Annotated in this window: 25 protein-coding genes and 1 pseudogene; 19 read left to right on the top strand and 7 right to left on the bottom strand. The window is 49.1% G+C overall.

Annotated features, from left to right (window positions below; translation table 11 throughout):
* Positions 1 to 4 precede the first annotated feature (4 nt).
* Positions 5 to 370 carry a molybdenum cofactor biosynthesis protein MoaE gene (locus FIM25_RS09760; RefSeq protein ID WP_246052128.1) on the bottom strand — a complete coding sequence of 122 codons (366 nt, stop codon included), beginning with the start codon at positions 368 to 370 and terminating at the stop codon, positions 5 to 7.
* 135 nt (positions 371 to 505) lie between these two features.
* The gene (locus FIM25_RS09765; RefSeq protein WP_139448721.1) at positions 506 to 1,057 is read right to left on the bottom strand and encodes a hypothetical protein; all 552 of its coding nucleotides are present in this window, start codon (positions 1,055 to 1,057) and stop codon (positions 506 to 508) included.
* 368 nt (positions 1,058 to 1,425) lie between these two features.
* On the opposite strand from FIM25_RS09765, the gene FIM25_RS09770 reads away from it, so the two are divergent.
* The 14 genes from FIM25_RS09770 to folE2 all read left to right on the top strand — a co-directional run bounded on the left by FIM25_RS09770 (position 1,426) and on the right by folE2 (position 15,626).
* Complete coding sequence (locus FIM25_RS09770; protein ID WP_179953291.1) at positions 1,426 to 2,181, top strand: basic amino acid ABC transporter substrate-binding protein; 756 nt, start codon at positions 1,426 to 1,428, stop codon at positions 2,179 to 2,181.
* A gap of 60 nt (positions 2,182 to 2,241) precedes the next feature.
* Positions 2,242 to 2,916: an amino acid ABC transporter permease gene (locus tag FIM25_RS09775; protein ID WP_139448725.1), complete on the top strand. Its 675-nt coding sequence runs from the start codon at positions 2,242 to 2,244 to the stop codon at positions 2,914 to 2,916.
* Positions 2,917 to 2,934: 18 nt separating this feature from the next.
* A complete protein-coding gene (locus FIM25_RS09780; protein ID WP_139448727.1) occupies positions 2,935 to 4,506 on the top strand; it encodes a Na+/H+ antiporter NhaC family protein in 1,572 nt (523 codons plus the stop codon).
* Between the two features lie 470 nt (positions 4,507 to 4,976).
* Positions 4,977 to 5,309 (top strand): hypothetical protein, encoded by a 333-nt coding sequence (locus tag FIM25_RS09785; protein ID WP_139448729.1) that lies wholly within the window; start codon positions 4,977 to 4,979, stop codon positions 5,307 to 5,309.
* 246 nt (positions 5,310 to 5,555) lie between these two features.
* Positions 5,556 to 7,205: a ribonuclease J gene (locus FIM25_RS09790; protein ID WP_139448731.1), complete on the top strand. Its 1,650-nt coding sequence runs from the start codon at positions 5,556 to 5,558 to the stop codon at positions 7,203 to 7,205.
* Positions 7,206 to 7,217: 12 nt separating this feature from the next.
* A complete protein-coding gene (locus tag FIM25_RS09795) occupies positions 7,218 to 9,467 on the top strand; it encodes a DNA translocase FtsK (protein ID WP_139448733.1) in 2,250 nt (749 codons plus the stop codon).
* Positions 9,468 to 9,564: 97 nt separating this feature from the next.
* Complete coding sequence (locus FIM25_RS09800; RefSeq protein ID WP_246052130.1) at positions 9,565 to 10,209, top strand: class I SAM-dependent methyltransferase; 645 nt, start codon at positions 9,565 to 9,567, stop codon at positions 10,207 to 10,209.
* A gap of 289 nt (positions 10,210 to 10,498) precedes the next feature.
* The gene (locus tag FIM25_RS09805; RefSeq protein WP_139448735.1) at positions 10,499 to 11,170 is read left to right on the top strand and encodes a phosphatidylserine decarboxylase family protein; all 672 of its coding nucleotides are present in this window, start codon (positions 10,499 to 10,501) and stop codon (positions 11,168 to 11,170) included.
* Positions 11,167 to 11,931 (top strand): CDP-diacylglycerol--serine O-phosphatidyltransferase, encoded by a 765-nt coding sequence (pssA, locus tag FIM25_RS09810; RefSeq protein ID WP_139448738.1) that lies wholly within the window; start codon positions 11,167 to 11,169, stop codon positions 11,929 to 11,931. The genes FIM25_RS09805 and pssA overlap by 4 nt, the downstream gene beginning before the upstream one ends.
* A gap of 210 nt (positions 11,932 to 12,141) precedes the next feature.
* A complete protein-coding gene (locus FIM25_RS09815) occupies positions 12,142 to 13,164 on the top strand; it encodes an aspartate-semialdehyde dehydrogenase (RefSeq protein WP_139448740.1) in 1,023 nt (340 codons plus the stop codon).
* A 177-nt stretch (positions 13,165 to 13,341) separates the two neighbouring features.
* Positions 13,342 to 13,809, top strand: a complete 468-nt coding sequence (gene greA / locus FIM25_RS09820; RefSeq protein ID WP_139448742.1) for a transcription elongation factor GreA — start codon at positions 13,342 to 13,344, stop codon at positions 13,807 to 13,809.
* 25 nt (positions 13,810 to 13,834) lie between these two features.
* Complete coding sequence (gene rpoZ, locus FIM25_RS09825; RefSeq protein ID WP_139448744.1) at positions 13,835 to 14,050, top strand: DNA-directed RNA polymerase subunit omega; 216 nt, start codon at positions 13,835 to 13,837, stop codon at positions 14,048 to 14,050.
* Positions 14,051 to 14,052: 2 nt separating this feature from the next.
* Positions 14,053 to 14,844 carry a tRNA lysidine(34) synthetase gene (locus tag FIM25_RS09830; protein WP_246052132.1) on the top strand — a complete coding sequence of 264 codons (792 nt, stop codon included), beginning with the start codon at positions 14,053 to 14,055 and terminating at the stop codon, positions 14,842 to 14,844.
* Positions 14,841 to 15,626 (top strand): GTP cyclohydrolase FolE2, encoded by a 786-nt coding sequence (folE2, locus tag FIM25_RS09835; RefSeq protein ID WP_139448746.1) that lies wholly within the window; start codon positions 14,841 to 14,843, stop codon positions 15,624 to 15,626. Before FIM25_RS09830 ends, folE2 begins: the two co-directional genes overlap by 4 nt.
* 6 nt (positions 15,627 to 15,632) lie before the next feature.
* Here the strand turns inward: folE2 and FIM25_RS09840 are convergent, their stop codons facing one another.
* The 5 genes from FIM25_RS09840 to argJ are packed head-to-tail and all read right to left on the bottom strand — an operon-like array spanning position 15,633 to position 21,073.
* Entirely contained in the window at positions 15,633 to 17,741 is a 2,109-nt protein-coding gene (locus FIM25_RS09840; protein WP_139448748.1) for a CHASE2 domain-containing protein, read from the bottom strand.
* A gap of 9 nt (positions 17,742 to 17,750) precedes the next feature.
* Positions 17,751 to 18,659: a M48 family metalloprotease gene (locus FIM25_RS09845; protein ID WP_139448750.1), complete on the bottom strand. Its 909-nt coding sequence runs from the start codon at positions 18,657 to 18,659 to the stop codon at positions 17,751 to 17,753.
* Entirely contained in the window at positions 18,656 to 19,135 is a 480-nt protein-coding gene (locus tag FIM25_RS09850) for an SH3 domain-containing protein (protein ID WP_139448752.1), read from the bottom strand. The genes FIM25_RS09845 and FIM25_RS09850 overlap by 4 nt, the downstream gene beginning before the upstream one ends.
* Entirely contained in the window at positions 19,135 to 19,941 is an 807-nt protein-coding gene (locus FIM25_RS09855) for a pseudouridine synthase (RefSeq protein WP_246052134.1), read from the bottom strand. Before FIM25_RS09855 ends, FIM25_RS09850 begins: the two co-directional genes overlap by 1 nt.
* Entirely contained in the window at positions 19,892 to 21,073 is a 1,182-nt protein-coding gene (gene argJ / locus FIM25_RS09860; RefSeq protein ID WP_281279318.1) for a bifunctional glutamate N-acetyltransferase/amino-acid acetyltransferase ArgJ, read from the bottom strand. Before argJ ends, FIM25_RS09855 begins: the two co-directional genes overlap by 50 nt.
* A 216-nt stretch (positions 21,074 to 21,289) precedes the next feature.
* Here argJ and FIM25_RS17885 point away from each other — a divergent pair.
* The 5 genes and pseudogenes from FIM25_RS17885 to FIM25_RS09880 form a co-directional block, all read left to right on the top strand.
* Positions 21,290 to 21,397, top strand: a pseudogene (locus FIM25_RS17885) (dual CXXC motif small (seleno)protein); the annotation flags it as partial.
* A 17-nt stretch (positions 21,398 to 21,414) separates the two neighbouring features.
* Complete coding sequence (truA, locus tag FIM25_RS09865) at positions 21,415 to 22,239, top strand: tRNA pseudouridine(38-40) synthase TruA (protein ID WP_246052136.1); 825 nt, start codon at positions 21,415 to 21,417, stop codon at positions 22,237 to 22,239.
* 5 nt (positions 22,240 to 22,244) lie between these two features.
* Positions 22,245 to 22,928: a hypothetical protein gene (locus FIM25_RS09870; RefSeq protein ID WP_139448754.1), complete on the top strand. Its 684-nt coding sequence runs from the start codon at positions 22,245 to 22,247 to the stop codon at positions 22,926 to 22,928.
* A gap of 211 nt (positions 22,929 to 23,139) precedes the next feature.
* Positions 23,140 to 23,328: a DUF362 domain-containing protein gene (locus tag FIM25_RS09875; RefSeq protein ID WP_139448756.1), complete on the top strand. Its 189-nt coding sequence runs from the start codon at positions 23,140 to 23,142 to the stop codon at positions 23,326 to 23,328.
* A gap of 107 nt (positions 23,329 to 23,435) precedes the next feature.
* The gene (locus tag FIM25_RS09880) at positions 23,436 to 24,128 is read left to right on the top strand and encodes a DUF554 domain-containing protein (protein WP_139448758.1); all 693 of its coding nucleotides are present in this window, start codon (positions 23,436 to 23,438) and stop codon (positions 24,126 to 24,128) included.
* The last annotated feature ends 1 nt before the right edge of the window (position 24,129 follow it).

Consider the following 24,129-nt stretch of genomic DNA (forward strand, 5'->3'; position numbering starts at 1 on the left):
TCGGTCAGGCAAAAAACTCCGTCTTATTTGTTGCCTGTCCCTTGATTGCTTCAAGGGTTTCCGTGAGGGCGCTGATCACATGCTCCCTTATATCCCCTGCCACAACGATATACATGACATCATCCCCGGTTTTGAGATCCTGATCCCCGAATATGTGTACCTGCACATCCACGATCCCCGGCATTCTTCTGGTTTTTTCAAGAATGGCTGCAAGCACAGGCTGGTTTACGGAGACCCGGAGGCCTCTAACCTTTCTTCCGTCACGGCTGGTTTCACGGACAACACCATTGTGGCAGAGAAGCATTCCTGCACCGGGAAATTCCGGGTGATTTTTTACTCTTAGAATCAGATCCTGAAGGGATATGGTCATTTTTATTCTTCTTTCGTGTTCATCATATACTTGTGTTGCAGGGGCACCCTTTGTGGGTGCCCCTGGACAGGCTCAAGGCCCGTTGCATTTTTTCTGGCTCAGGCTTTCCATAGTTGAAAGATCCTGATTAACAGTTTATTTTTTAAAGGATCGTGCAAAAAGATCGCCTATGGCAGTTTTGCCTTCTTCTGTCAGGTGACGGGTGCCTGTGGCGGCAAAGGTGCTGTGGGTAATGACAGGGGTGTCTTTAACCCACTGGTTTTGCTGCCAGGTAAACCATTCCATGGCTTTTTGATCATAAACGGAAAGGGGGCGGTTAAAGAATTTTGCCAGTTCAACGCCCCAGCCCGTACCGCCTTTCACGGTGCCGTCTTCCTGAATCCAGCCCACGGCAAAGATCTGGTGTCCGTGGTTGATGGTGTGGAAAAGCAGTTGCATGACCTTGCGGATGGTATCTACTTTGGAATAGCTTCTGCCCATACGTTTGGAAACAATTTCCATGCTTACATCCCCCTTTGAAAGGGTTGCAGCATCAAGAACTTCCATGGCGTGGCTGCGCTCAATATCCCGGCCTGTCCAGGAATAATGAACTTCTTTAATGCCGCAGCTTTCGGCAAGTCGGCCAAATTCGCTTTCGGTGCCCTGGTGGCCGCTGGTGTAAAGGGTACTTTGGGATTGTGTCTGCATTGAGCCTCCAATAATGTAAAAAGGAAGGTTGTCTGGGCTGTCTGGCCCTGGTGGTGTATGTCCTCCTGTGGGCCGGGATCAGACATTTCACTTGAAAGTGTACGGGCAGGGGAGAAAAAATCAAGAATCAAATGATATGAAAGAAAAAATAAGGGAAAAATTTTAGACAAAGGAACTGGATTTTTCTGTTTAAAGGGTCGGACCTTTTTGGTCAACCCATCGGATACCAAGAAGAAAGTTGCTTGACAAGATGGAGACTGACGCTTAGTAAAAACCCTTTACACGATGATTGAAAGGGGCTTATTTAACATCTGTTTTTTTATACCTGTGGCAGCTTTTTTTAATTTTGAAAATGGATGGAGGTAGAAATGATAAGGCAAACCTGTAAAGTTTTTGTTCTGGCCCTGCTGGCCCTGGCATGGACATCCATGGCCATGGCTGAATGCCGTTTATGGCAGCAGATTCAATCTTCCGGTTTTTTTACCGTTGGAACCAGCCCGGATTATCCTCCCTTTGAAAGCATTGATGATAATGGCAATATTGTTGGTTTTGATATTGATCTGATCCGGGCCGTTGCGGCTGAGATGGGTCTGGAGGTGAGGCTTCGGGGAATGGGTTTTGATTCCATCCTCATTGCCGTACGCAGTGGACAGGTGCATTTGGGCATGTCCAGTTTTTCCGTTACTGAAGAACGCAAGCGAAGTGTGGATTTCACCATTCCTTACTATAGCAGCGGACAGGTGGTTCTGGTTAATGCTGATTCTGATATCCGTACCGTTGAAGATCTCAAGGGAAAGGTGGTTTCCGCCCAGATTGGTTCCACCAGCGCAGATGCTGCTCAGGCCATTGAGGGGGCCACTGCCCGTATTGTGGATGATGCCAGCACCGCTGTCATGATGCTCAGGAATAAGGCTGCCGATGGTGTGGTTCTGGATGTGGCCATTGCAGAAAATTATGTGCAGAGATTTGGTTTCGTTCAGATGGATGAGCCTTTAAATTACGAGGAAGTGGCTGCGGTTATCCGCAAAGGTTGTCCTGAGTTTCTTGATGCCCTGAATGAGGCTTTCAAGAAAGTTAAGACTTCCGGCAAGCTGGATGAACTCCGTCAGAAGTGGGACGTATAGATTGAATAATACCGGAAAAAGATTTGCTTTTTCCGGTATTAAAAAGGGGCAGGACAGGGTATGGAGCTGGATTTTTCGCTGCTCTGGCAGCATCGCATGTTTATGGTTAAAGGGGCAGTGGTAACCATTCAGCTGACCTTCGGAGCCATTATTCTCGGGTTTATTCTGGGTTGTGTTGCCGGTATAGGCAGGGTTTCCAGAAATACTATTTTTCGCAGTATCAGCGGGATTTATGTCTACGTTCTTCGGGGCACTCCCATGCTGTTGCAGATTTTTTTCGTGTACTTTGGGATCCCCCAGATTTACATGGCGCTGACGGGTAACAGCATGACCCCTGATCCCCTCACGGCCGGGGTAATTGCCCTTGGATTCAATTCAGGTGCCTATGTGGCGGAGATTGTGCGTTCCGGTATTGAAGGGGTTGCCAAAGGGCAGATGGAAGCGGCACGGTCTCTGGGTATGACCCATGGACAGGCCATGAGGCATATTATTCTGCCTCAGGCTTTCCGGAGAGTGATTCCTCCCCTTGGCAATGAGATTATTATTCTTCTGAAGGATTCTTCTCTGGTGTCTGTTATTGGTGCCGGTGAGCTTATGTATTCCGCAAGGGTTATGGGTGCCCGTTATTATGACTATGTTCAGTTTCTTGCGGGAGCGGCGCTGATTTATCTTTTCCTGACCTTTGTGATTTCCCAGCTCCTTGCCATGCTGGAGCGAAGACTTAAGGTATCCTGACATGGAAGGGGTTTTTAGATGGAAATGATAGCCTATGATACCTCGGCATGGTCTCTCTTGCCACCTGCCATTGCCATTGTTCTGGCAATTCTGACCCGTAAGGTTCTGATTTCTCTGGGTGTTGGTATCCTTGTGGGAGCTATGATGCTCTGGGGATTCTCCCCTGTAGCTACCCTTGTCTATCTGTCTGAGATTATTCTTTCTCTGGTCTGGGAAGATGGCGGTGTTAACACCTGGAATGTTTTTATTATTCTCTTTCTGATTCTTTTGGGTATCATGACCCGTGCCATTGCCCTTTCCGGAGGCAGCCGTGCCTTTGGTGAGTGGGCCATGAAGCGGGTGGCTTCCCGCAGGGGCGCTCGTCTGCTGACTGCTTTTCTGGGCGTTTTTATTTTTATTGACGATTATTTCAACAGTCTGGCCGTTGGTTCCATCAGTCGGCCGGTTACGGACAGGCACAGGGTATCCAGAGCCAAGCTGGCTTACATCTTGGATTCAACGGCAGCACCTGTTTGCGTGATTTCTCCGGTTTCCAGTTGGGGTGCTTATATTATAGCCCTGATCGGTGGGGTGCTGACGGCCCATGCCTTTGTGGTGCCCCATACTCCCCTTGGAACATTTATGGCTATGATTCCCATGAATTATTACGCCATTTTTGCCATTGGACTGGTTTTTTTTACTGCATGGACGGGCCGGGCCTTCGGTCCCATGAAGGTGCATGAGGAAAGGGCTTTGGCCGGGATGCTGTATGACCCTGAACGGCTTCCCATTGCAGGAAATATTGAAGCCGTGGAAGATCATGGCAAGGGCTCGGTTCAGGATCTTATTCAGCCAATTCTTGTGCTGATTGTTGCTACTACGGCAGCCATGATCTGGACAGGAGCGCAGGAGCTGGGGGAGGAACCCTTCAGTCTGCTGGGAGCTTTTGAGAATACCGATGTGGCCAAAGCCCTGGTTTACGGGGGGCTTGCCGGTCTTGCTGTAACCTTTGGCCGCATGGTCCTGGCAGGACATTCTGCAAAAACCTATGTTTCTTCCATTCTGGACGGCACCAGAGCCATGCTGCCAGCCATCTGGATTCTTCTTTTTGCCTGGACAATTATTATTGTGATCAAGGCAATTCAGACGGGAACTTACCTTGCGGGTATGATAGACGGAACCATCCCACTTGCCCTTATTCCCGTACTGATTTTTCTGATCTCAGGGCTCATGGCCTTTGCCACTGGAACCAGTTGGGGCACCTTTGGGATCATGCTTCCCATTGCCGGTGACATTGCCGCAAGGGTAGCCCCTGAGCTGCTGCTGCCAGTACTGGCTGCGGTTCTGGCTGGTGCTGTGCTGGGGGATCATTGTTCGCCCATTTCCGATACCACCATTTTAAGCTCAACCGGGGCTTCCTGCCACCACATGGATCATGTGCTGACCCAGTTGCCCTATGCCCTTTTTACCGCTGGTCTTGCGGCCATTGCCTATCTTGTTCTCGGTTTTACGGGCAGTGTATGGGCGGGTTTTGCTGCCGGAGGGGTGCTTTTTGTTTTCAGTGCCTTTGTGGTGCTTAAAAAGAATCTGGGAGCAGTTAGCGAGTATTGAGTTTTCCTGACATGAGGTGTCAGGTCCATGGTGCGGCTTTAATATGTGCAGGTGCAAGGCCTGCCCCTGCGAATGGTTTTTACGGCTCTGTTTTGTGCAGGGGCACCCTTTACGGGTTCCCGCTGCAGGTCTGAGATCTGGCTTTGCACTTTCCATGACTCAGCTTAAGTTTGGTTGAAAGGTTTTGGAAATCAGAATTGTTTAGGGTCTTAGTTTCTATATCTGATGAACAGGGGGCTGGCATATGCTGCCCCCTTTTTGCGTATGGCGGCTTTATACTGGGTTTTGCACAAACCTTGCCTGCAAATTAAAAGCATGATAGTTAAAAAAGAGTGCCGGGCTGTGTCTTTTCTGCTGCAAGGCCGCATTTTGAAACGCTGTTAATGACTTCATTCCGGGAAACCTCCTCCTGAAGGTTTATTCTTATTATTCTGAAAGCCAATAATTTCATATGTCTGGATATCTGTTTTATGAGACAGTATGTTGTTGATACCCTGCAGCCCGAGGACTACCGGAGGCTCAAAGAGGTACTGGATGCCCGTTTTGGTCTTCCCCTTGTGGGAGGAGTTTACTGGGTAGAGCTGCCGGAAACACTGTGTACGCCAATGCAGGCGGAGCATAAGGCCTGCAGCCCCCATGTAATGGCCCTGGATCTTGAAGAAACCCGCTTAAGCTGTGAGTTTCTGGTGCGTACCAGGAAGGCCATGCATTGTATCTGTATGGGATATGCAGGCAGGGAACAGCGCGGGTGGATTATGGATATGGTGGATACGCTTCTGGAAGATGCGGGCGTGACTGCCTGATGATTCTTTCTTGAACGGATAATCTTTGTCTCTGCCATCCATGCATCTCCTCAAGGTGATTTCCTGCAAATAGAAATACCTTTTGATCCCCTCTCTTTATGGAAGAGGGCCGGTTCTGCCCGGCATGAAGATTTTTTCTTCCGGTTATTGTGGTAATAACCGGCTCATTGAATTCTAGTCCCTGATTTTTCAAAAACTCACAGACGCCGGGATCTGAACGCTCACAACTGCTGGAGATGTATCGCTATGCTTAAAATCATACCTCTGGGTGGACTTGGAGAAATTGGCCTGAACATGATGGTCTTTGAATACGGAGACGATGTGTTTGTGGTGGATGCTGGCCTGATGTTTCCGGAAGATTACATGCTGGGGGTAGATATTGTCATCCCGGACATGGAGTACCTAAGGGGTAATGCCCACAGGATAAAGGCCGTTGTGATTACCCATTCCCACGAAGATCACATTGGTGCACTCCCTTATCTTTTGAGGGAGATTTCCGTGCCGGTGTATGGAACGGCTTTCAGTGCTGGAATGATCCGTCATAAGCTCAGTGATTTTGATTATCCCATAGATGCGGATCTGAGAATCATATGTCCCGGAGATATGCTGGACATTGGTGTTTTTTCCATCCAGTTCATTCGTGTCAGTCACAGTACCGTTGATGGTGTTGGGCTTGCAATCCGCACACCCTTAGGCCTTGTGGTACACACTGGGGATTTCCGTATTAACCATAATTCCATTGATGGTATGGTCACGGATGTCAATGCCTTTGCCCTTTGTGGTAAAGAAGGGGTGCTGGCCCTGCTTTCGGATTCTACCAATGTTGAGAGTAAAGGTTATACTATTTCCGATGAATCGGTGGGGCAGACCCTGGAGAAGCTTATCAATGATGCACCGGGGCGTGTAATTGTAGCCCTTTTTGCCTCCAATGTGGCTAGAATTCAGCAAATTGTTAATATAGCAAGGAAAATAAATGCCCGTGTGGTGATCAATGGCCGTAGCATGGAGCTAAGTGTGAGGGTGGCCAGGGAACTTGGATACCTTTCTTTTCCTGAAGGGATGGAAATGGGGCTTGGGGAGATGGGCCAGGCCTCTGATGAAAAGATCATCATGATTACAACGGGCAGTCAGGGAGAACCCATGAGTGCCCTTTCCCGCATGGCAGAAGGTTCCCATAAACAGATACGTATCCGTGAAGGGGATACGGTGATTCTTTCTTCCAAATCCATTCCGGGTAATGAAAAGGCCATTACAGCTATTATAAACAGCCTGTACCGGCGCGGGGCCAATGTTATTTATAATAAAATGGCCGATGTCCATGTGTCAGGCCATGCCTTTCAGGAAGAACTCAAGCTCATGATGAACCTGACAAAGCCAAGGTATTTTATTCCCATTCATGGAGAATACCGGCATCTTGTGCATCATGCCCGTCTGGCCGTGGAAACGGGTATCCCTAAAGAAAGGGTGCTGCTGGCGGAGAACGGGCAGACCGTTATTTTTGATGAAGAAGGCGGTCGCATGGGAGGTGTGGTGCAGTCGGGCAGGATACTTATTGATGGCAAGGGTATCGGCGATGTGGGTCGCAGTGTCCTGAGGGAACGGCGGATTCTTTCCGAAGACGGTATTGCCGTTGTCACCATGGTGATTGATCAGGAGACAGGTGTTATTCTTTATGGTCCTGAGCTGATTTCAAGGGGTTTTGTTTTCTGGACGGAAACCGGCCATGTACTGGATGATGCCCAGTGCGTGATTCTTGAAATTGTGGAGGATGTGGGTCCTGAAGTATCGAACAGGGTGGAGATTATCAGGGCAAGGTTGCAAAAAGCCCTGAGGCAGTACTTTTATTTCACCATCCGGAGACGGCCCATTATTCTTGCCCAGATTTTTGAAGTATAGGGGGATAGCCCCATGCGGCGGGAGTTTACGGCACTTTTTCTGATTTTTATGGCAGTTCTGCTTTTTGGCAGTCTCATCAGCTTTCACCCAGATGATCCTTCCATTGTGCGTTCCGTAGGGGATGCTTCCGTACATAACCGATTTGGTATTGTGGGTGCATGGATTGCAGGTTTTTTCATTGGCTGTTTTGGGATAGGTGCATTCTGGCTGCCCGTTCTCATGGGAGAAAGCACCTTGAGGGTGTTGAGAAAAAAAGCACACCCTTTTACTCCGGGAGTCCGGGCCATGGGAGGACTGCTTCTTGTTCTGGCAACGGGTGCCATGGCATCGGGAACAGGTATGTCCGATGGCCGTTTTGATTTAAACAGTCTGGTGGCAGGACTCTTCAGGGATTTTCTGGAACACTATGTAAAGCTTCAGGGAGCCCTTCTGGTCCTTTCCTTTCTTGTGGTTTCAGGTTTTATGCTGGCAACGGGCCTTTCTCTGGGTCGTGTGCTGCGGATTTTTGTTGATTTCTGGAAAAGACTGCTTCCTGCTATTATATCCGCTATATGGAAGGGCATTCAGGTCTTTTTTTCCGGTCTTCGTTTTCTTTTTTCATTTTTTTATAAGATCAGGCTGGTTGGAAAAAAAGAAATATATCAGGAGCCTGAGTCTCAGGTGGAATTACCCTTTAGTGAGGAAAAAACAGAGAATATAAATAAAAGTACACCTCTGATTGCCTCACGAATGCCCGTCAGGCTGAAAAGCAGGCCCTGTCCTGTACAGGAAGAGTTGCCCGTTACAAGGCCCGAAGGCGGGTTTCAGCTTCCGTCACTGGATCTTCTGGAAAAGGTTCCTGAAAATATTCAGGCTGTGGATGAAGGATTTTTAAGGGATCAATCTGAGATACTGGAAAAGAAACTCGCTGATTTTGGTGTGAACGGAAGGGTGGTGACGGTAACACCGGGGCCTGTCATTACAACCTTTGAATATCAGCCGGCACCCGGAGTAAAAATCAGTAAGGTAACCAACCTCGCCGATGATCTTGCCCTTGCCCTCAAGGCTTTAAGTATACGTATCATAGCTCCCATACCCGGTAAGGCAGCCATTGGCATAGAAGTCCCCAATGCCGTCCGGGAAATGGTGCACTTCCGGGAGATTGTGGCTTCGGAATCCTTCCGGAAAAGCAAATCTGCCCTCACGGTCTGTCTTGGAAAGGATATTGTTGGTCTTCCTGTGGCTGTTGAAATGGACCGTATGCCCCATCTTCTCATTGCGGGTGCTACGGGTGCGGGTAAGAGTGTGGGGCTGAATGTCATGATCACAAGCCTTTTATTCAAGGCTTCTCCTGAGGAGGTCAAGCTGATCATGATTGATCCCAAGCGCATTGAACTTTCCGTTTATGATGGTATTCCTCACCTTATCACTCCGGTGGTGACGGATATGAAGAAGGCTACCGCAGCCCTGTTCTGGGCCGTAAAGGAAATGGAAAGGCGCTATGAGCTTTTGGCGGGTTTAAGATGTCGCAATATCACCCAGTACAATGAAAAATGTGCTCTTTTTCAGGAAAAGGAAGGGGCATCGGTTGAAGATGAGGATGAAGGGGCTGAAGCCCCGGAAAAACTTCCATATATTGTTGTTATCATTGATGAGCTTGCGGATCTGATGATGGTGGCATCCAAGGACGTGGAAGTGGCTCTGGCCCGCCTTGCCCAGATGGCCAGAGCTGCAGGGATTCATATTATTCTGGCCACCCAGCGGCCTTCGGTGGATGTACTGACCGGTGTCATTAAGGCAAACTTTCCCACACGCATGGCTTTTCAGGTTTCTTCACGCATTGATTCCAGAACTATCCTTGATTCTTCGGGTGCCGAGGCCCTGCTTGGAAACGGGGATATGCTTTTTGTACCACCCGGAACGGCAAGGCTGCAGCGTATACATGGTGCCTATATTGGTGAAGATGCCCTGATGCGGGTGATTTCCTTTTTGAAGGAACAGGGAACTCCGGATTATGTGGCGGAAGTGACAGAAGCAGTTGCGGGTAATGAAGACGATTCAGGCGGTGATGCCGAGGATTTTGATCCCCGTTATGACGAGGCTGTAGCCTTGGTGGCACGAAACCGGCAGGCTTCCATTTCCATGGTACAGCGGCATCTGCGCATAGGATACAACCGGGCCGCAAGGATTATTGAGTCCATGGAACAGGAAGGGGTTATCGGTCCTGCGGACGGGGCAAAGCCAAGGGAGGTACTTGTATCTGATACGGGGAATGTTGCTTGACTTGTAATTGTGCGGAACGGTTACACTGATCTTTAAGAGGGAAAGTATTGTATGGCCTGCTTGCGGCCTTGACGGGTAAAAATTGAAGGGGGAATTTGTGTATAACAGAGAACTGATTGAAAAAACCAAAGGTTTCATGGATCCCGAAGAAGGGGAGCGTCTCTTTCAGCTGGCCCTTGAAGCCAGCAGCAGAGGGGCTTGCCTTGAAATTGGGAGTTACTGCGGAAAATCTGCCCTGTATATGGGACCTGCCTGCAGGGCCAAGGCTGGAATTCTTTACTCCATTGACCACCACAGGGGCAATGAAGAGCAGCAGCCGGGTGAGTTTTACCATGATCCGGATCTTGTGGATCCAAGAACAGGTTTTATGGATACCCTCTTTTTCTTTAGAACGGCCCTTGCAGACGCAGGGCTTGAGGATACCGTAGTGCCGCTGGTGGGTGGTTCGGCGCATATAGCGCGTTTCTGGACCACACCTTTGTCCCTTGTTTTTATTGACGGAGGACATACCTTTATAGCTGCTTATACGGATTACGTGAGCTGGTTTTCCCATGTTCAGCCCGGAGGCTTTCTTGTGGTTCATGATATTTTTGAAAAACCCGAAGATGGAGGGCAGGCACCCTGGTATGTCTATGAAACGGCAAAAAAATCCGGGCTTTTCGAAGAACTGCCCCGTACAAAAACATTAGGCGTACTGCGTCGCTATCATCCGGGGGAGTTGCCTCAGGATCTGCCGTCCTGAGAGTGCAGGTGTATATATAAGCATTGGGCTGAGCATGCTTTTTTTAAGTAAGTGGTTTTCAGAACTGTATACTCAGGCTTGAATATACACATTATTGACAATAGAAATGTTTTTTGGTATTCATAAAAGTCTAATGAGAAAGAATCATGACGGCTTTTTGGTCTCAATTATTGAACTTTTCCTTAAACATGACGTTTCCTGAAAATATCTGGATTGGAATCATATACTCTTATGGAATATGGAATTCTTTTCAGGATTTGTCCTCCAAAATGGATAGTAAACATATATTATGAATGCTTTTTCAAGACCTGATCTTCCTTCAGAAAGCGGTTTTCCCATTGCAAGGGCAGGCTACCCTTTTATTTTTATTTCGGTTTTTGTGACTGCCATTGCTGCCATTCTGGGATGGAGCTGGCTGACTGGTTTAGGGCTTTGCTTCAGCCTTTTCTGTTTCTGGTTTTTTCGTGATCCGGACAGGGTAATTCCTTCAGATCCTTCTGCCCTTGTTTCTCCTGCAGATGGTAAAGTGATTGTTGCAAAAAGGGTGGAAACCCATCCCTATGGCGAAGGCCCGGCATTTCAGATCAGTATTTTCATGTCGGTTTTCAATGTGCATGTAAACCGTATTCCCTTTGATGGCGTGGTGCGGGAAATCCGTTATCAGCCGGGGCGCTTTCTGAATGCCAGCCTGGATAAGGCGTCAAAGGACAATGAGCGCAATGCCCTTCTGATAGAAACTCCTTCTTCTGTAAAATTCTGGACTGTACAGGTTGCAGGCCTTGTGGCCCGCAGGATTATCTGTCGTGTCCGTGAAGGAGACAGTGTATCAAGGGGGGTGCGTTTTGGTGTAATCTGTTTTGGTTCACGTCTTGATCTTTATCTGCCTGCGGATTTTGAGTGTGCCGTTAAGGTGGGGGAAAAGACTCAGGCCGGAACAACAACACTGGGGAGCATGAAATGAAAAAAGTAAAAGGCATGTCCAGGCCCCGCAGGGGAGTCTATGTACTTCCCAATCTTTTGACCTCCATGAATCTTTTTTGTGGATTTTATGCGATTATTTCGGCCATAAATGGTCAGTTTGAGACGGCAGCCATTTCAATTTTTGTGGCCATTGTCTTTGATGTTCTCGATGGAAAAGTGGCCCGGGCTACCAATACTACCAGCCGATTTGGTGTGGAGTATGACTCTCTGGCTGATCTGATTTCTTTTGGTCTGGCACCGGGACTTCTTATCTATATGTGGGCATTGCAGCCCATGGGTCGGCTGGGATGGCTGGCAGCTTTTCTTTTTACCGTATGCGGAGCCCTTCGTCTGGCACGTTTCAATTCCGTTGCGGATTCGGTACCGGGCAGTGATTTCACAGGACTCCCCATTCCGGGTGCTGCTGCCATGGTTGCCACAACCCTGCTTCTGTGTGAACGTACCATGGTCAGCCTGGAGCAGTGGCCGGTGATTCCCATGGTCATGCTTTACGTGCTTTCTTTTCTGATGGTCAGTAATGTCAGATACAGCAGCTTCAAAAAGCACAGCCTGTTCCGTCGTTTCAACTTTCATATGCTGGTAGCCTGTATATTGATTTTTGTCTTTATTGCAGCAGAGCCTCCTGCAGCCCTCTTTCTGATTTCTCTTGTTTACGTGATTTCCGGCCCTCTTGGAATTTTTAGAAAAAATAAAGAAGAGGTTCTGAAAACGCCCATGGAGGAAGAAAAACTGGACGCATGATTATATAAAAACCATTAGAGATATTTTTGGATCCATTCTTCAATACGGAAGGCATTGGGAATGGATCTTTATTTTTATCTGATCGTGTGGCAGGAAAATTTATCTTTACTCGATATCCGTGCAGCTGTGTGCATGCTTATCGATAAGATCTAAAAAATGATTGTTTTTGCATTTGCAGCTTATTCAATGTTTTAAAGGAGTTTGAAACACATGGCCCGAAAACTGTTTAGCGTTGCCGTTGCCGGTGCAACCGGTGCCGTTGGAAACGAAATGATACGGGGCTTGGAATCCCGAAATTTTCCCGTTAAAAGCCTGAAGCTTCTGGCATCTAAGCGCTCTGTGGGGCGTACTCTGAAATTCAGGGGGGAAGATATAGCTGTGGAGGAGCTGACAGGAGATGCTTTTAAAGGGGTGGACATTGCCCTTTTTTCCGCAGGTGGTGGACCAAGCCTTGAGTTTGCCCCTCAGGCTGCAGCTGCCGGATGTGTTGTGGTGGATAATTCCAGTGCCTGGCGTATGGATCCGGATGTTCCTCTGGTGGTTCCGGAAGCCAACTTCCATGCCGTTGCAGGATATGTCAAAAAAGGTATTATTGCCAATCCTAACTGTTCTACCATACAGATGCTGGTGGCCTTAAATCCCATATACCGTAAATACGGATTGCGCCGCATTGTTGTTTCCACCTATCAGGCGGTATCCGGTTCAGGGAAAAAAGCCATAGATGAGCTGTCTGATCAGACAAGGGCCATCATGCATGATGAGCCTGTTGCCGCCAATGTTTATCCCCATCGCATTGCTTTTAACTGCCTGCCCCATATTGATGTTTTTCTTGAAAATGGTTATACTAAAGAAGAAATGAAAATGGTGAATGAGACAAGGAAAATTCTTGAGGATTCCACCATCGGAGTTACGGCAACAACGGTGCGTGTTCCCGTTTTTTACGGGCATTCCGAAGCAGTGAATATTGAAACAAAAATACCCTTTGATATTCAGGACGTCCGGTCTTTGCTGGCATCTTCACCCGGTATCCGGGTAGTGGATGATCCTGTAGGAAATGGGTATCCCCTTGCCATTGATGCCGCGGGGCAGGATGATACACTGGTGGGGCGTATCCGAAGAGATGAGTCCATAGAAAACGGATTGAATCTCTGGATTGTTGCGGACAATATCCGTAAAGGTGCTGCCACTAACACCATTCAGATTGCAGAAATACTTGCGGAAAAATATCTCTGATTGAATACTGTCCTGTAGTTATTCTAAATATTCAACAGGATGGCCCTTACATTACATGGATGCCTATTTTAAGGCTTGTGTAAAATATACAGGAAGATGAGACTTCTTCTCTTTATGGTTGGAAGTTTCATCTTCTTTTACTTATGTCATTGAACAAAGAAAACAGGAGTTTTTTCATTGGAACGCATTCCCATCACCAAGGAAGGTTACGAGCACCTGAAAAAGGAGCTTGAGCATCTGAAAAGCGTGGAAAGGCCCAGAAATATTGAGGCCATAGAGGTGGCCCGTGCCCATGGCGATCTTTCTGAAAATGCTGAGTATGATGCCGCAAAGGAACGGCAGTCTTTTTTGGAGGGTAGAATCTCTGAACTCTCCTATAAACTTGCCAATGCTGATGTGATTGATACATCCAAGGTTGCCAGCGACAAAGTGGTGTTCGGGTGCCGTATTCTCCTTGAGAATGTGGATTCCGGTGATGAGGTCACCTATCAGCTGGTGGGTCCGGACGAATCTGACATCAGCAAGGGGAAAATTTCCGTCTCATCCCCCCTGGGGCGGGCTATTCTTGGAAAAGTTCCCGGTGATGAAGTCGTAGTTGATGCACCGGGTGGCAAACGTTGCTATGAACTGGTTGATATCCTATAAATTTTTTAAATAAAGGGGTCGTGTTATGGCACGTGTTACCGTTGAGGACTGTCTGAGCAAGGTACCCAATCGTTTTCAGCTTGTACATATGGCAGCCAAAAGGGTGCGTCAGCTTCGGGAAGGTTCCGAGTATCTTGTACAGCGTGCAAAGAACGAAGATGTGGTGATGGCTTTGCGTGAAATTGCTGCCGGTCGTGTGGTTACTGTAAAGGATGCAGGCAGTAAAAAAGGTGATAAATAAGTTTGCTTGAAAAGAACAAAAACTATAATAAAATTTTTAAGTCAGTAGGCAAAGCTGCTTTCCGGTATCAGATGTTTGAATCCGGAGAGCGGATTGCTGTAGGTCTTTCCGGCGGCAAGGACAGCCTGACACTCCTTCGGATTCTAAAAGATCGCCAGCGTATTTCAGCCATTCCTTACACCCTGCATCCCATCTATGTGGATCCCGGTTTTGACGGAGGATTCAGTGAAGAGCTGTTCCACTGGTGCGGGGAGCTGGGGTTGCATCTGACTGTTGAAAAAACAGATCATGGACCCATGGCCCATGGCCCAGAGAACCGGAAAAAAAGTCCCTGCTTTCTATGTGCCATGCTCCGGCGCAAACGTCTTTTTTCCATATCCAGGGATCTGGGGTGCAAAACTCTGGCTCTGGGGCATACCAAAGATGACATTATAGAAACGCTTTTCATGAATATGTGTTATGCCGGAAAAATAGGCACTATGGTGCCCCGCCAGGGTCTTTTTAAGGATACCTTTCACATCATCCGGCCTTTAAGCCTTGTGGATGAGCAGCGTATTATAAAGTTAACAGGGAATTTCCCGGAATATTTCCCGGTTTTTACCAATCCCTGCCCCTCTGCCGGGCAGACCAAACGCAGGGAAATAAAAGAACTTCTTCAGACCCTCTACCGTCAGGACAGGAAAATAAAAAGCAATATTTTCAGATCTATGGGAAATGTTCGGCTGGAATATATGCTTTATCCGCCCGTGAGGGAAGCAGGCAATGATTCAGACACGGGCGAGGATTTTGAATGAAAGACGTGCAAAGCCAGCGTGATGAGCGCAATCTGCCCATAGACAAGGTGGGTATAAAAAATCTGAGGTATCCCATCACGGTTCTGGACCGGGAGCAGGGTCGCCAGCAGACTGTTGCAGATATTTCCATGTATGTGGATCTTCCCCACGATGCCAAGGGAACCCACATGAGTCGTTTTGTGGAAATGCTGCATCTTTTCAGACAGGAAGTTTCCTTAAGGTCATTTTCAACCATATTACAGGAAATGCGCACCCTGCTGGAAGCGGAAAGGGCACACATTGATGTGACTTTTCCCTATTTTGTGGAAAAAAAAGCACCCGTCAGTGCAGAACCGGGGCTTATGGATTATACCTGTACCATTTCAGGCTCCATCTCTCCGGAGGGCAGGACAGACCTTCTTTCCACGGTGCGTGTTCCAGTCATGTCTGTTTGCCCCTGTTCCCTTGAGATCAGTGAGATCGGAGCCCATACCCAGAGGGGAATGGTGACAGTATCTGTCCGTTTCAGGAAATTTTTCTGGATAGAAGCCCTGATTCAGCGCATTGAAAAATGTGCTTCCAGCGATGTTTTTTCGGTTTTAAAGCGGGTGGATGAAAAGGCTGTTACGGAGCAGGCCTTCAGGAATCCCAAGTTTGTGGAGGACATTGTAAGGGATGTGGCCTTGTCCCTTAAAGAAGACGGCAACATCACATGGTTTTCCGTGAGTGCGGAAAATTATGAGTCCATTCACAATCACAGTGCCTTTGCCCAGATATCCAGTGAATCTCTGGATGGGATGTAAGCCTGTTTATTTCTGATCCATCACCCATATACCCTGCCACTCTGCGGGGGGATGGTCTATGAGTTCCCGGCACTTTTTTGTATAGGATAGTGAGGGGGCATCCTTTTCTGCCAGAGCCTGAAATTTTTCCGCAGCTTCCCTGAATTTTCCCCTGGCAAAGGCTTCCCTTGCTTCGTTAAATAGGGGAATCAGTTCATTATCTGCCTCAGCCCATCCGGGTTCATAAATCCGGATGGGTTTTTCCTTTCCCACAACCCTTACCCTTGCAATTTCCCTCAGTAGAACAGATGGTCCCATGGCTGATGCCGTACTTTCGGATATCAGGGTATAGGTACCGAATATTTTGTTCACTCCTTCCAGCCGGGCCGCAAGGTTCACCGAATCCCCCAGCATGGTGTAGTCAAAGCGTTTGCTGGAACCAAGGTTGCCCACCACAGCATCCCCTGTATTGATGCCGATGCGCATGCGAACTTTTTTGTGTGTCCATTTCCTTAACTCGTCAGCCATATCTCTCAAGGCATCCTGACAGCGCAGGGCTGCCTGCACAGCTCTGTCCGCATGGTCTTTAAGGGCCAGAGGGGCATTCCAGAAGGCAATGATGGCATCCCCTTCATATTTGTCCACGGTTCCGCCACTTTCCAGGATGATGTCCGTCATGGCAGAGAGATAGTGGTTGAGAAAGGAGGTGAGATGTTCGGGGTCCATGCCTTCGGATATGCTGGTGAAACCTTCAAGATCGGAGAAAAAGATTGTGATTTCCCTTTTTTCTCCCCCGAGTTTAAGTTTCTCCGGATTGATAAGCAGTTCGTCAATGACAGCAGGGCTGAGGTATTGTGAAAAGGCATTTTTGATGAAGCGCTTCTGTTTTCCTTCTGTGGTGTAATTGATGAAAATAACCGTGACGGATGCCAGGATAGTCCCTGCCATCAGGGTAAGCAGGGGAAGCACCACGCCTGCTCCATACAGGCTGAAACTTAAGGTTACTGGCAGAAGCAGGGCCAGTGAAAGGGCTGCAAGGGCTGCGGTCATGGCTGGAAGGGCTGCAGGTATAAAGGCACAGAATCCAGTGAGCAGTATGGTAATGCTATAAAAAGCGCTATGGGAAATGTCCCTTAAGAAATCCCCTTCCAGAAAATTATCCAGCAGGGTGGCGTGGACTTCCACACCGGGATAGGCACCGCCTACGGGAACGGGGGTAAGATCATGGAGACCGGGGGCGGAGTAGCCCACAAGAACATAGGCATTTTTTAATAAATCAGCTTCAGGCAGTTCAGGATCTTTGCCCTGCATTTCCAGAATGGCAGCCCGGAGAATGGCAGCAGCGGGTATGGAAGGATGGCTGCGTGATGGACCCCGGAAGCGCAGCCTTGCTTCATGGTCGCTGTTCAGGGGAATGGTGCGGTGGTCAAGATAAATTGTGTTTTCGTCCTGCAGGGGACGGATATGGGGATGGGCTGCCATCCATGTGGCCAGTCCCAGACTGGGGAAGACTTTTCCATCAAAGGTGGTAAAAAGCCGTACATTTCTGTAAATACCGTCGGGATCTGGATTTAGCCCCACATTGCCGGGCATCCCCCAGCTTGCAGCTATATCTCCATGGGCCAGACTGGCCCGTTTGCGCTCCGGTGGTTGTGTACCAAGAAATGGAGGGGGCTGGGGATGCGTTTCAGGATAGACTGTGGCCGCACCCGTGCTGTCGCCCAGAAATATGGCACCTGCAACGGAACCAAAGCGGCGGGAAGCGGCAGCAAGGGCCGCATCATCGTATTCCCCGTAGATGGATGGTTCAGTAAAAAGAATATCAAGACCTACGGCCTTTGCCCCCCGGGACTGGCAGAAATCCAGGATGTAGGCCCAGATTTCTCTGGGCCAGGGCCAGGAAAGATGGTTTGTTTCCCGTGCCCAGTCCAGGCTGTTCTGGTCCACAAGAATTAAGACCACATTTTTTGTACTGGCTGATGGTTTTGCCATCATTTGTGCACGGATATCAAAGGTCTTCCATTCCATCCTGTCCAGCAGACCGGTGAAAGACAGTATCATGACAAAGATCATGGCAAGGCTTGTTGCCAGACCCGTACGATACAGGATTCGAATCAGGGGGCTGCCGGATGTCATTATTATCTCCTACACATTACCAAAGGCATTTCTGAACCGGGCATCACGGATATGGTGGGCCTGTATGGTTCTGCCCTGAACACCCATCTGACGGAGTTCTGCTATTCTGCTGCGGGGTGCTGGATGGGTGCTGGCAAAGTCCGGAGCTCCGGGTTTCAGGTGTTTTTCCATAATAGACAGCATATTGGGAAGTCCTGCAGGGTCATAGCCCGTAGCCCTCAGTATGGCTATGGCCTGGGCGTCGGCTTCCCGCTCAAAGGCTCTGGAATAGCCGTTGGTCATGAGGGTGCCGGTGATATCCGCAACGGAACCGCCAAAGGCTTCGGTGAGCTCTGCCAGATGGCCTCCGGCAAAGGCTCCGGCTCCTTCCACGGCAATGGTGGTGAGGGCTGTGGTAAGGCGGGATCTTTTGATGGCTTTCAGGCCGTGTTTTTCTGAGACATGGGCGATTTCATGGGCCAGTACGGCGGCAAGCTCTGTCTCATTGGTGCAGAGGCGCAGCATTCCCCTTGTGATGAAAATAAAACCGCTGGGTGCTGCAAATGCGTTTATTTCATCGGAATCGAGAATGAGAAAAGCGTAGCCTTTGTAGGTTTCAGGGGCCCGGGAGTAGAGGGCAAGGGTTTGCCCCAGAATGTTTAGGTAATCCGTTGCTTTTTCATTATCCCATATTTTGTAGGAAGAAAGTATGGTCGCACCCACACTGCGGCCGATATAGTATTCCTGTTCTGGTGTTATATCCTCAAAGCTTTTGGCCAGTGCCGCACTGCTTCTTTTGATGGCTTCCGCCTGGGATTCACTGATGGCTCCGGAAGCAACACCCACGGTGGTTCCTACTTCAGAAACCACCCCCATGGTTTTACAAGCTGTCAGAATTACCATGGAAAGGCAGAGAAGGAGAAAAGCTGTGTTTTTCATTGAAGACCTCCTTCGGGCCTCAGGCCACCTTCCCGGAGAAAGCGTATGGATGTTTCAGGAGAAATACGGAAGGTTTCCATGCGGTTGATATCTGCATAATTAAGCGTGCTGTTTTCTGCACGGAAGGCTGCCTCAACCTCAGGGCTGAAACCTTTGCCCGCCAGAGCCAGCTCATCGGAACTCACTCCGCCGGAGAGGGCATCGCCGGAAGCAAGCTCAATTTTCCGGTCCGTAAGGGCCGAGGTATGTACCCATCCCATGGTTTTTGATCCTGCAATTTTGACCCTGCGCCAGTCTCCCTGCTTCGAAAGGATTTCGACGGTCTGTCCGTAGGAAAGATTTGTGATGGTGCCTGCAAGAAAAGAGGGCATTTCCCGTAGCGGAGTACTGCCTGTCTGTACCTGCAGGGTGCCTGCCATGGCCGTTGTTCCGGCCAGCAGCAGACACAAAAAAAGAACAGTAATGTAAGTGCGCATTATTTCCTCCCTTTAAACTGTTTTTTGTATGCGGGGTGGTTTTCTTTTAAGGCTTTGAGTTTTGTCACCTCCTCAGGGGTGAGATGCCTCCATTCTCCGGATGGGAGCCTGCCAAGATTAAGGAAGGTCATGCGGATACGATGCAGCTTCACAACTTCTGCGCTGCAGGCGGCAACCATTTTACGGATCTGACGATTACGGCCCTCCAGCAGAACAATCCGGAAGGTTTCCCGGTTCTGGCGGTATACCTTTGCGGGTCTGGTTTTTCTGCCTTCAATGACAATGCCGCCGGCCATCTGTGCAAGGGCATTATCATCAAGGGCAGGTTGCGTCTGCACCAGATACTCCTTTTCATGGTCAAAGGATGGATGGGACAGTCTGTGGTGCAGGGGCCCGTCATTGGTTAAAAGGAGAAGGCCGGTGGAGTCCTTATCCAGTCTGCCCACGGGGAAAATCCGGAAAGGAAGATTCACAAGGTCTGTTACCACCCTTTCTCCCCTGTGCTTGCAGGAAGTGACCACATCTGCGGGTTTGTGCAGCATCACATAGATGAGAGGCTCATTAGCCTCGGCTTTTTTACCGTCCATTTCAACAAGGTCTCCGGGTTTTACCCGGACGCCCATTTCCAGCACGGTTTTTCCATTGATGCGCACCCGGCCCTTTTCTATGCGTCGTTCTGCTTCCCTGCGGGAGCACAGGCCCGCATCTGCCAGATACTTCTGCAGACGGACTCCTTCGGATACCGAAGGCAGGTGTTCAGGATCTGTAGTCTGCATTGATGCGCACATAATCATAGGAGAAGTCACAGGTCAGCATGAAATCCTTTCCATCACCTATACCCAGATCAATGAGGATGGTGAAGGTTTTCTGCTTCATGACGGCAGAAGCACGGCTTTCCGCATCTTGCCCTAACCATACGCCGTCTTTAACCAGCAGGGCGTCATCAAAGGAAAGGGTGATGCGGTCCGGATCAAGATCCGCACCGGAGCGTCCCACAGCCATGGCCAGCCGTCCCCAGTTGGCATCTTCTCCGAAGATGGCGGTTTTTACCAAAGGTGAGTTGGCCACCGTATCTGCGGCCTTCAGGGCATCTTCCCTGTTTTTTGCTCCTTCAACCACAATTTTTACAAGTTTTGTGGCTCCTTCTCCGTCCTGAACCACCTGGGTTGCAAGGTCCAGACAGATGTCTTTCAGTACGGCAGCAAAGATTTCTTCTTCCTCTCCTGAGGGCTGTATGCCGGAAGCACCGGAAGCCATAAGCAGTACGGTATCGTTGGTGCTGGTGTCTCCGTCCACGGAAATGCGGTTGAAGCTTTTATTTACGGCTTCTTTTAAAAGGGCAGACAGCCTTTCCGGGAGAATATCAGCATCCGTGACAAGGAAGGCCAGCATGGTGGCCATGTCCGGCTGGATCATACCGGAACCTTTGGCAACACCGCAGAGGGTGATTTCCTTTCCCCGGATCTTCAGGGTGCGGGAGGCGGTTTTTTTCACAAGATCCGTGGTCATGATGGCAGAGGCGAGATCATCAAGGCCTTGGGGGTGAAGGGATGCGGCCAGTTCCGGTATTTTGGGGAGGATACGGTCCATGGGAAGCTGCTGGCCGATAACACCCGTGGAGGCCACCTGCACCAGTTCCGGTGCAATTTGCAGGGCGCTGGCTGCGGCCTCTGCCATGGCCTTTGCATTCTCCATCCCCTTTTCTCCGGTGGCGCAGTTGGCATTTCCGGAATTGACGATCAGGGCCTGACAGCGGCCGGAGATTATGTTATCCCTGCTTAGCCTCACCGGTGCGGCAGTGACCCTGTTTTTGGTGAAAACGGCTGCTGCAGCTGCGGGATGATCGCAGATCAGCATGGCCAGATCCGGCCTGTCTTTGTATTTAATTCCGGCACAAATGGATCCGGCGGAAAAACCTCTGCATTGCATGGCGCTCATGGTGTATTCCTGAAAAGAAGTTTTTTTAAGAGTAAGGGTGTCTTTTCTCCCTTAAGACCTTTTTCCATTGTACTTTATCTTTTCATAGGATCAAGGCATATTATACAGATTTTTATTAACCTGGGTAAAGAGGGTGTCATGGTGGAAACAAGTTTACTTTGTCCCGTATGCAGTAAGGGCAGAATTCTGGTAAGACGCAGCTGACGCAGGGTTACTTTCCGCTGCACGGTGTGCGGTCATGAATGCCCGGAATCCAGGGTACAGGAGCTTATGGATGAGGCCATGGAAGAGCGGCTTGCCTGGATTCCCGTAGATCGTCTTTGAAAAGGATTGAGAAAAAGGTGCGTCGATTCAGAATTGTCATGGAATATGATGGCTCATGTTTCCATGGCTGGCAGTGTCAGCCAAAAATTAAAACCGTTCAGGGAGAGCTGGAAAAGGCCCTTTCCACGATTGCCAACACACCTGTCACGGTGCATGGATCCGGCAGGACCGATGCCGGTGTTCATGCCCTTGCCCAGGTGGCCCACTTTGATATGAATACCCGCATGAACGGCCCTGCCATGAAAAAGGCCCTGAACTGTCTTCTGCCGGCAGGTCTTGTGATTCATCATTGTATGGAGACAGGGCCCGCCTTTCATGCCCGTTTTGCTGCAAGGGCAAAAACCTATAGATACCGTATCCTTAACCGGCCTCTGCGTCCTGTTCTGGGCAGGGACTATCTCTGGCATGTATGGCAGCCCCTGGACAGAAAAGCCATGGATGATGCAGCAGCATATCTGGTGGGAACCCATGATTTTAAAAGTTTTGAGGCGGCAGGCAGTCCGAGAAGCCATACGGTGCGGACCCTGTACAGTGCATTTTTTGCCGATGAACCGGGAATCCCGGATGTTTTTGCCTTTGAGGTTACGGGGAATGGTTTTCTGCGATATATGGTAAGAAATCTTGCAGGAACCCTTATTCTGGTGGGGCGGGGTAAAATAAAGTCTGAGGCAATACCTCAGATACTTGAAGGGAAAAAACGGGAACTGGCAGGTGTTACGGCACCGCCACAGGGTCTTTTTCTGAAGGCGGTTCATTATGATTTATGCAATGATTTCAGGAAACCAGCCATGGAAATCAAGCCGCCTCCGGGTATTGGTCTGGGAGGAGATGGGGCAGGCTGAAGGTAATGAAATTTAAAAGCATTATGTACAGCTGGATTTTGAACCATGACGAACGATGGTCCTTTATCCTCATATATCTGGGGCTTGCCGTGGTCTTAAGCATTTGGATCAGTCTTTTCTGGCTGGTTGCCGTGGTGGCTGTCCATGGGCTTTTTGAAGGAATCCGCCAGAAAGCCGAAGATGGTGAAGCTTCATTCTCTCTGATTTTTGCAAGATCCTGCTGGTCCATCAAACTGGATTTAAGTCTTGTGATTTTTGCTTTGGTCCTTGGCGTTTACATGGAAATAATAATGGGTGTAGCGGGTCTTGGATCTGCTGCAAGGGCAGGGGCGCAGGGTGTGAAAACCGGGGCAAGGTTTGTGGCCTGGGAAAAAGCACTCCGGGCGGTTTTGCTTTCCCTGGATGATCTCGCTCAGGTGCTGCGGGCTTTGCTGCGCAGGGGGCCTGAACTGAAGTCAGGTAGAGACAGCCGGATGCTTGAAGAAAAGCCCTGTGAAGTTTCAGAAGGCAGGGGAAGTTTTTCTGAAAGAAATGCTGATGGAGCTGAACCATGGACTTTTGGTGATCGTGCCTGTCTGTTTTTTGGTGGTATCTGCATCTTTTTACTTTTGCTAAGCCCATGGATAACAGATCATGGCTTCCGGGGGGTTTTATATATTCTGATGCAGGAGCTGCATCCATGGCCCTGACAGAAAATTTTCCGTAAGAGGGCTGTTTTTTGGGAATTAATGGATTTTTCCTTGTCAGATGTGTTGACAGGGCTGCCGTTTCACTGTACCCGAAAGAAAGGTCAGGCTTTAAGGGTAGGCAGTATCCTGAAACGCAGGATGACCTTTGGGAGTGGATGTGGGGATTTTCCCGTTTTTAGTTTTAAAATAATATTTTTTAAGGAGAAGCAGAATGTCTTACGAGCCCATTGTAGATCAGGATAAGTGTGTTGGTTGTGAAGAATGCGTTGATGTATGTCCTACGGATGTATTTGAAATGAAGGATGGTAAATCCGAAGTAGCAAATGCCGATGAGTGCCTTGGCTGTGAGTCCTGCCTTGAAGTGTGTGAGCCAGCTGCCATTGTAATAAACGGTCTTTAATCTGAAAAGTTTTTTAAAGTCAGTTTTTTAAATTCAGTACCGAAGGGGCGGATGCCGGAAACAGTAAGGCTTTCGCCCTTTTCATATGAAAAAAGAAAGATTTTTATATGCTGGGAACCCTTGTCAATGTTGCGGCAATATTCGCTGGTGCTCTTCTGGGGCTTCTTTTCGGTAAGGGTATCCCTGAGCGCTATAAGCAGACCGTTATGCAGGCACTGGCTCTGGCTGTGATGCTCATTGGTCTGAAAACGGCTCTTGCCTGTGATGATATTCTGATCATCATCGGGAGCCTTGTGCTGGGAACCCTTCTGGGAGAGTGGCTGGGCATAGAGGAAAAGCTTGCAGGACTGGGCAGAATGCTTGAGAAAAAATTTGCCGGGAAAGGAGATAAGGGCAGTATGGCACAGGCCTTTGTCACCTCAAGTCTTATTTTCTGCGTGGGTTCCATGGCTATCGTTGGTTCACTGGAAAGTGGTCTTACGGGGAATCACCAGACCCTTTTTGCCAAATCCGCACTGGATGGTGTGGCTTCTGTCATTTTTGCTGCTTCCATGGGTGCTGGTGTGCTGTTCTCGGCTATGGCGGTGCTGGTGTATCAGGGGAGTATCACCCTTGCAGCGGTGGCCATTAAACCCTTTCTTGTACCGGAAGTGGTTGCCCAGATGTCCGGGACAGGCGGGCTTCTCATTCTGGCTATCGGCATGAATCTGATGGAAATCACCCGTATCCGGCTGGGTAATATGCTGCCTGCTATCTTTGCCCCTGTCCTGTTTTATGCCCTGACACTTCTTGTAGGATAAG

Source organism: Desulfobotulus mexicanus (genome assembly GCF_006175995.1).
In the GTDB taxonomy this organism is placed as follows: domain Bacteria; phylum Desulfobacterota; class Desulfobacteria; order Desulfobacterales; family ASO4-4; genus Desulfobotulus; species Desulfobotulus mexicanus.

What these genes read in the sequence shown, in the direction of transcription:
- FIM25_RS09760 (WP_246052128.1), bottom strand. Translation starts at nt 370, where the DNA reads ATGACCATATCCCTTCAGGATCTGATTCTAAGAGTAAAAAATCACCCG.
- FIM25_RS09765 (WP_139448721.1), bottom strand. Translation starts at nt 1,057, where the DNA reads ATGCAGACACAATCCCAAAGTACCCTTTACACCAGCGGCCACCAGGGC.
- FIM25_RS09770 (WP_179953291.1), top strand. Translation starts at nt 1,426, where the DNA reads ATGATAAGGCAAACCTGTAAAGTTTTTGTTCTGGCCCTGCTGGCCCTG.
- FIM25_RS09775 (WP_139448725.1), top strand. Translation starts at nt 2,242, where the DNA reads ATGGAGCTGGATTTTTCGCTGCTCTGGCAGCATCGCATGTTTATGGTT.
- FIM25_RS09780 (WP_139448727.1), top strand. Translation starts at nt 2,935, where the DNA reads ATGGAAATGATAGCCTATGATACCTCGGCATGGTCTCTCTTGCCACCT.
- FIM25_RS09785 (WP_139448729.1), top strand. Translation starts at nt 4,977, where the DNA reads ATGAGACAGTATGTTGTTGATACCCTGCAGCCCGAGGACTACCGGAGG.
- FIM25_RS09790 (WP_139448731.1), top strand. Translation starts at nt 5,556, where the DNA reads ATGCTTAAAATCATACCTCTGGGTGGACTTGGAGAAATTGGCCTGAAC.
- FIM25_RS09795 (WP_139448733.1), top strand. Translation starts at nt 7,218, where the DNA reads ATGCGGCGGGAGTTTACGGCACTTTTTCTGATTTTTATGGCAGTTCTG.
- FIM25_RS09805 (WP_139448735.1), top strand. Translation starts at nt 10,499, where the DNA reads ATGAATGCTTTTTCAAGACCTGATCTTCCTTCAGAAAGCGGTTTTCCC.
- pssA (WP_139448738.1), top strand. Translation starts at nt 11,167, where the DNA reads ATGAAAAAAGTAAAAGGCATGTCCAGGCCCCGCAGGGGAGTCTATGTA.
- FIM25_RS09815 (WP_139448740.1), top strand. Translation starts at nt 12,142, where the DNA reads ATGGCCCGAAAACTGTTTAGCGTTGCCGTTGCCGGTGCAACCGGTGCC.
- rpoZ (WP_139448744.1), top strand. Translation starts at nt 13,835, where the DNA reads ATGGCACGTGTTACCGTTGAGGACTGTCTGAGCAAGGTACCCAATCGT.
- folE2 (WP_139448746.1), top strand. Translation starts at nt 14,841, where the DNA reads ATGAAAGACGTGCAAAGCCAGCGTGATGAGCGCAATCTGCCCATAGAC.
- FIM25_RS09840 (WP_139448748.1), bottom strand. Translation starts at nt 17,741, where the DNA reads ATGACATCCGGCAGCCCCCTGATTCGAATCCTGTATCGTACGGGTCTG.
- FIM25_RS09845 (WP_139448750.1), bottom strand. Translation starts at nt 18,659, where the DNA reads ATGAAAAACACAGCTTTTCTCCTTCTCTGCCTTTCCATGGTAATTCTG.
- FIM25_RS09850 (WP_139448752.1), bottom strand. Translation starts at nt 19,135, where the DNA reads ATGCGCACTTACATTACTGTTCTTTTTTTGTGTCTGCTGCTGGCCGGA.
- argJ (WP_281279318.1), bottom strand. Translation starts at nt 21,073, where the DNA reads ATGAGCGCCATGCAATGCAGAGGTTTTTCCGCCGGATCCATTTGTGCC.
- FIM25_RS09870 (WP_139448754.1), top strand. Translation starts at nt 22,245, where the DNA reads ATGAAATTTAAAAGCATTATGTACAGCTGGATTTTGAACCATGACGAA.
- FIM25_RS09875 (WP_139448756.1), top strand. Translation starts at nt 23,140, where the DNA reads ATGTCTTACGAGCCCATTGTAGATCAGGATAAGTGTGTTGGTTGTGAA.
- FIM25_RS09880 (WP_139448758.1), top strand. Translation starts at nt 23,436, where the DNA reads ATGCTGGGAACCCTTGTCAATGTTGCGGCAATATTCGCTGGTGCTCTT.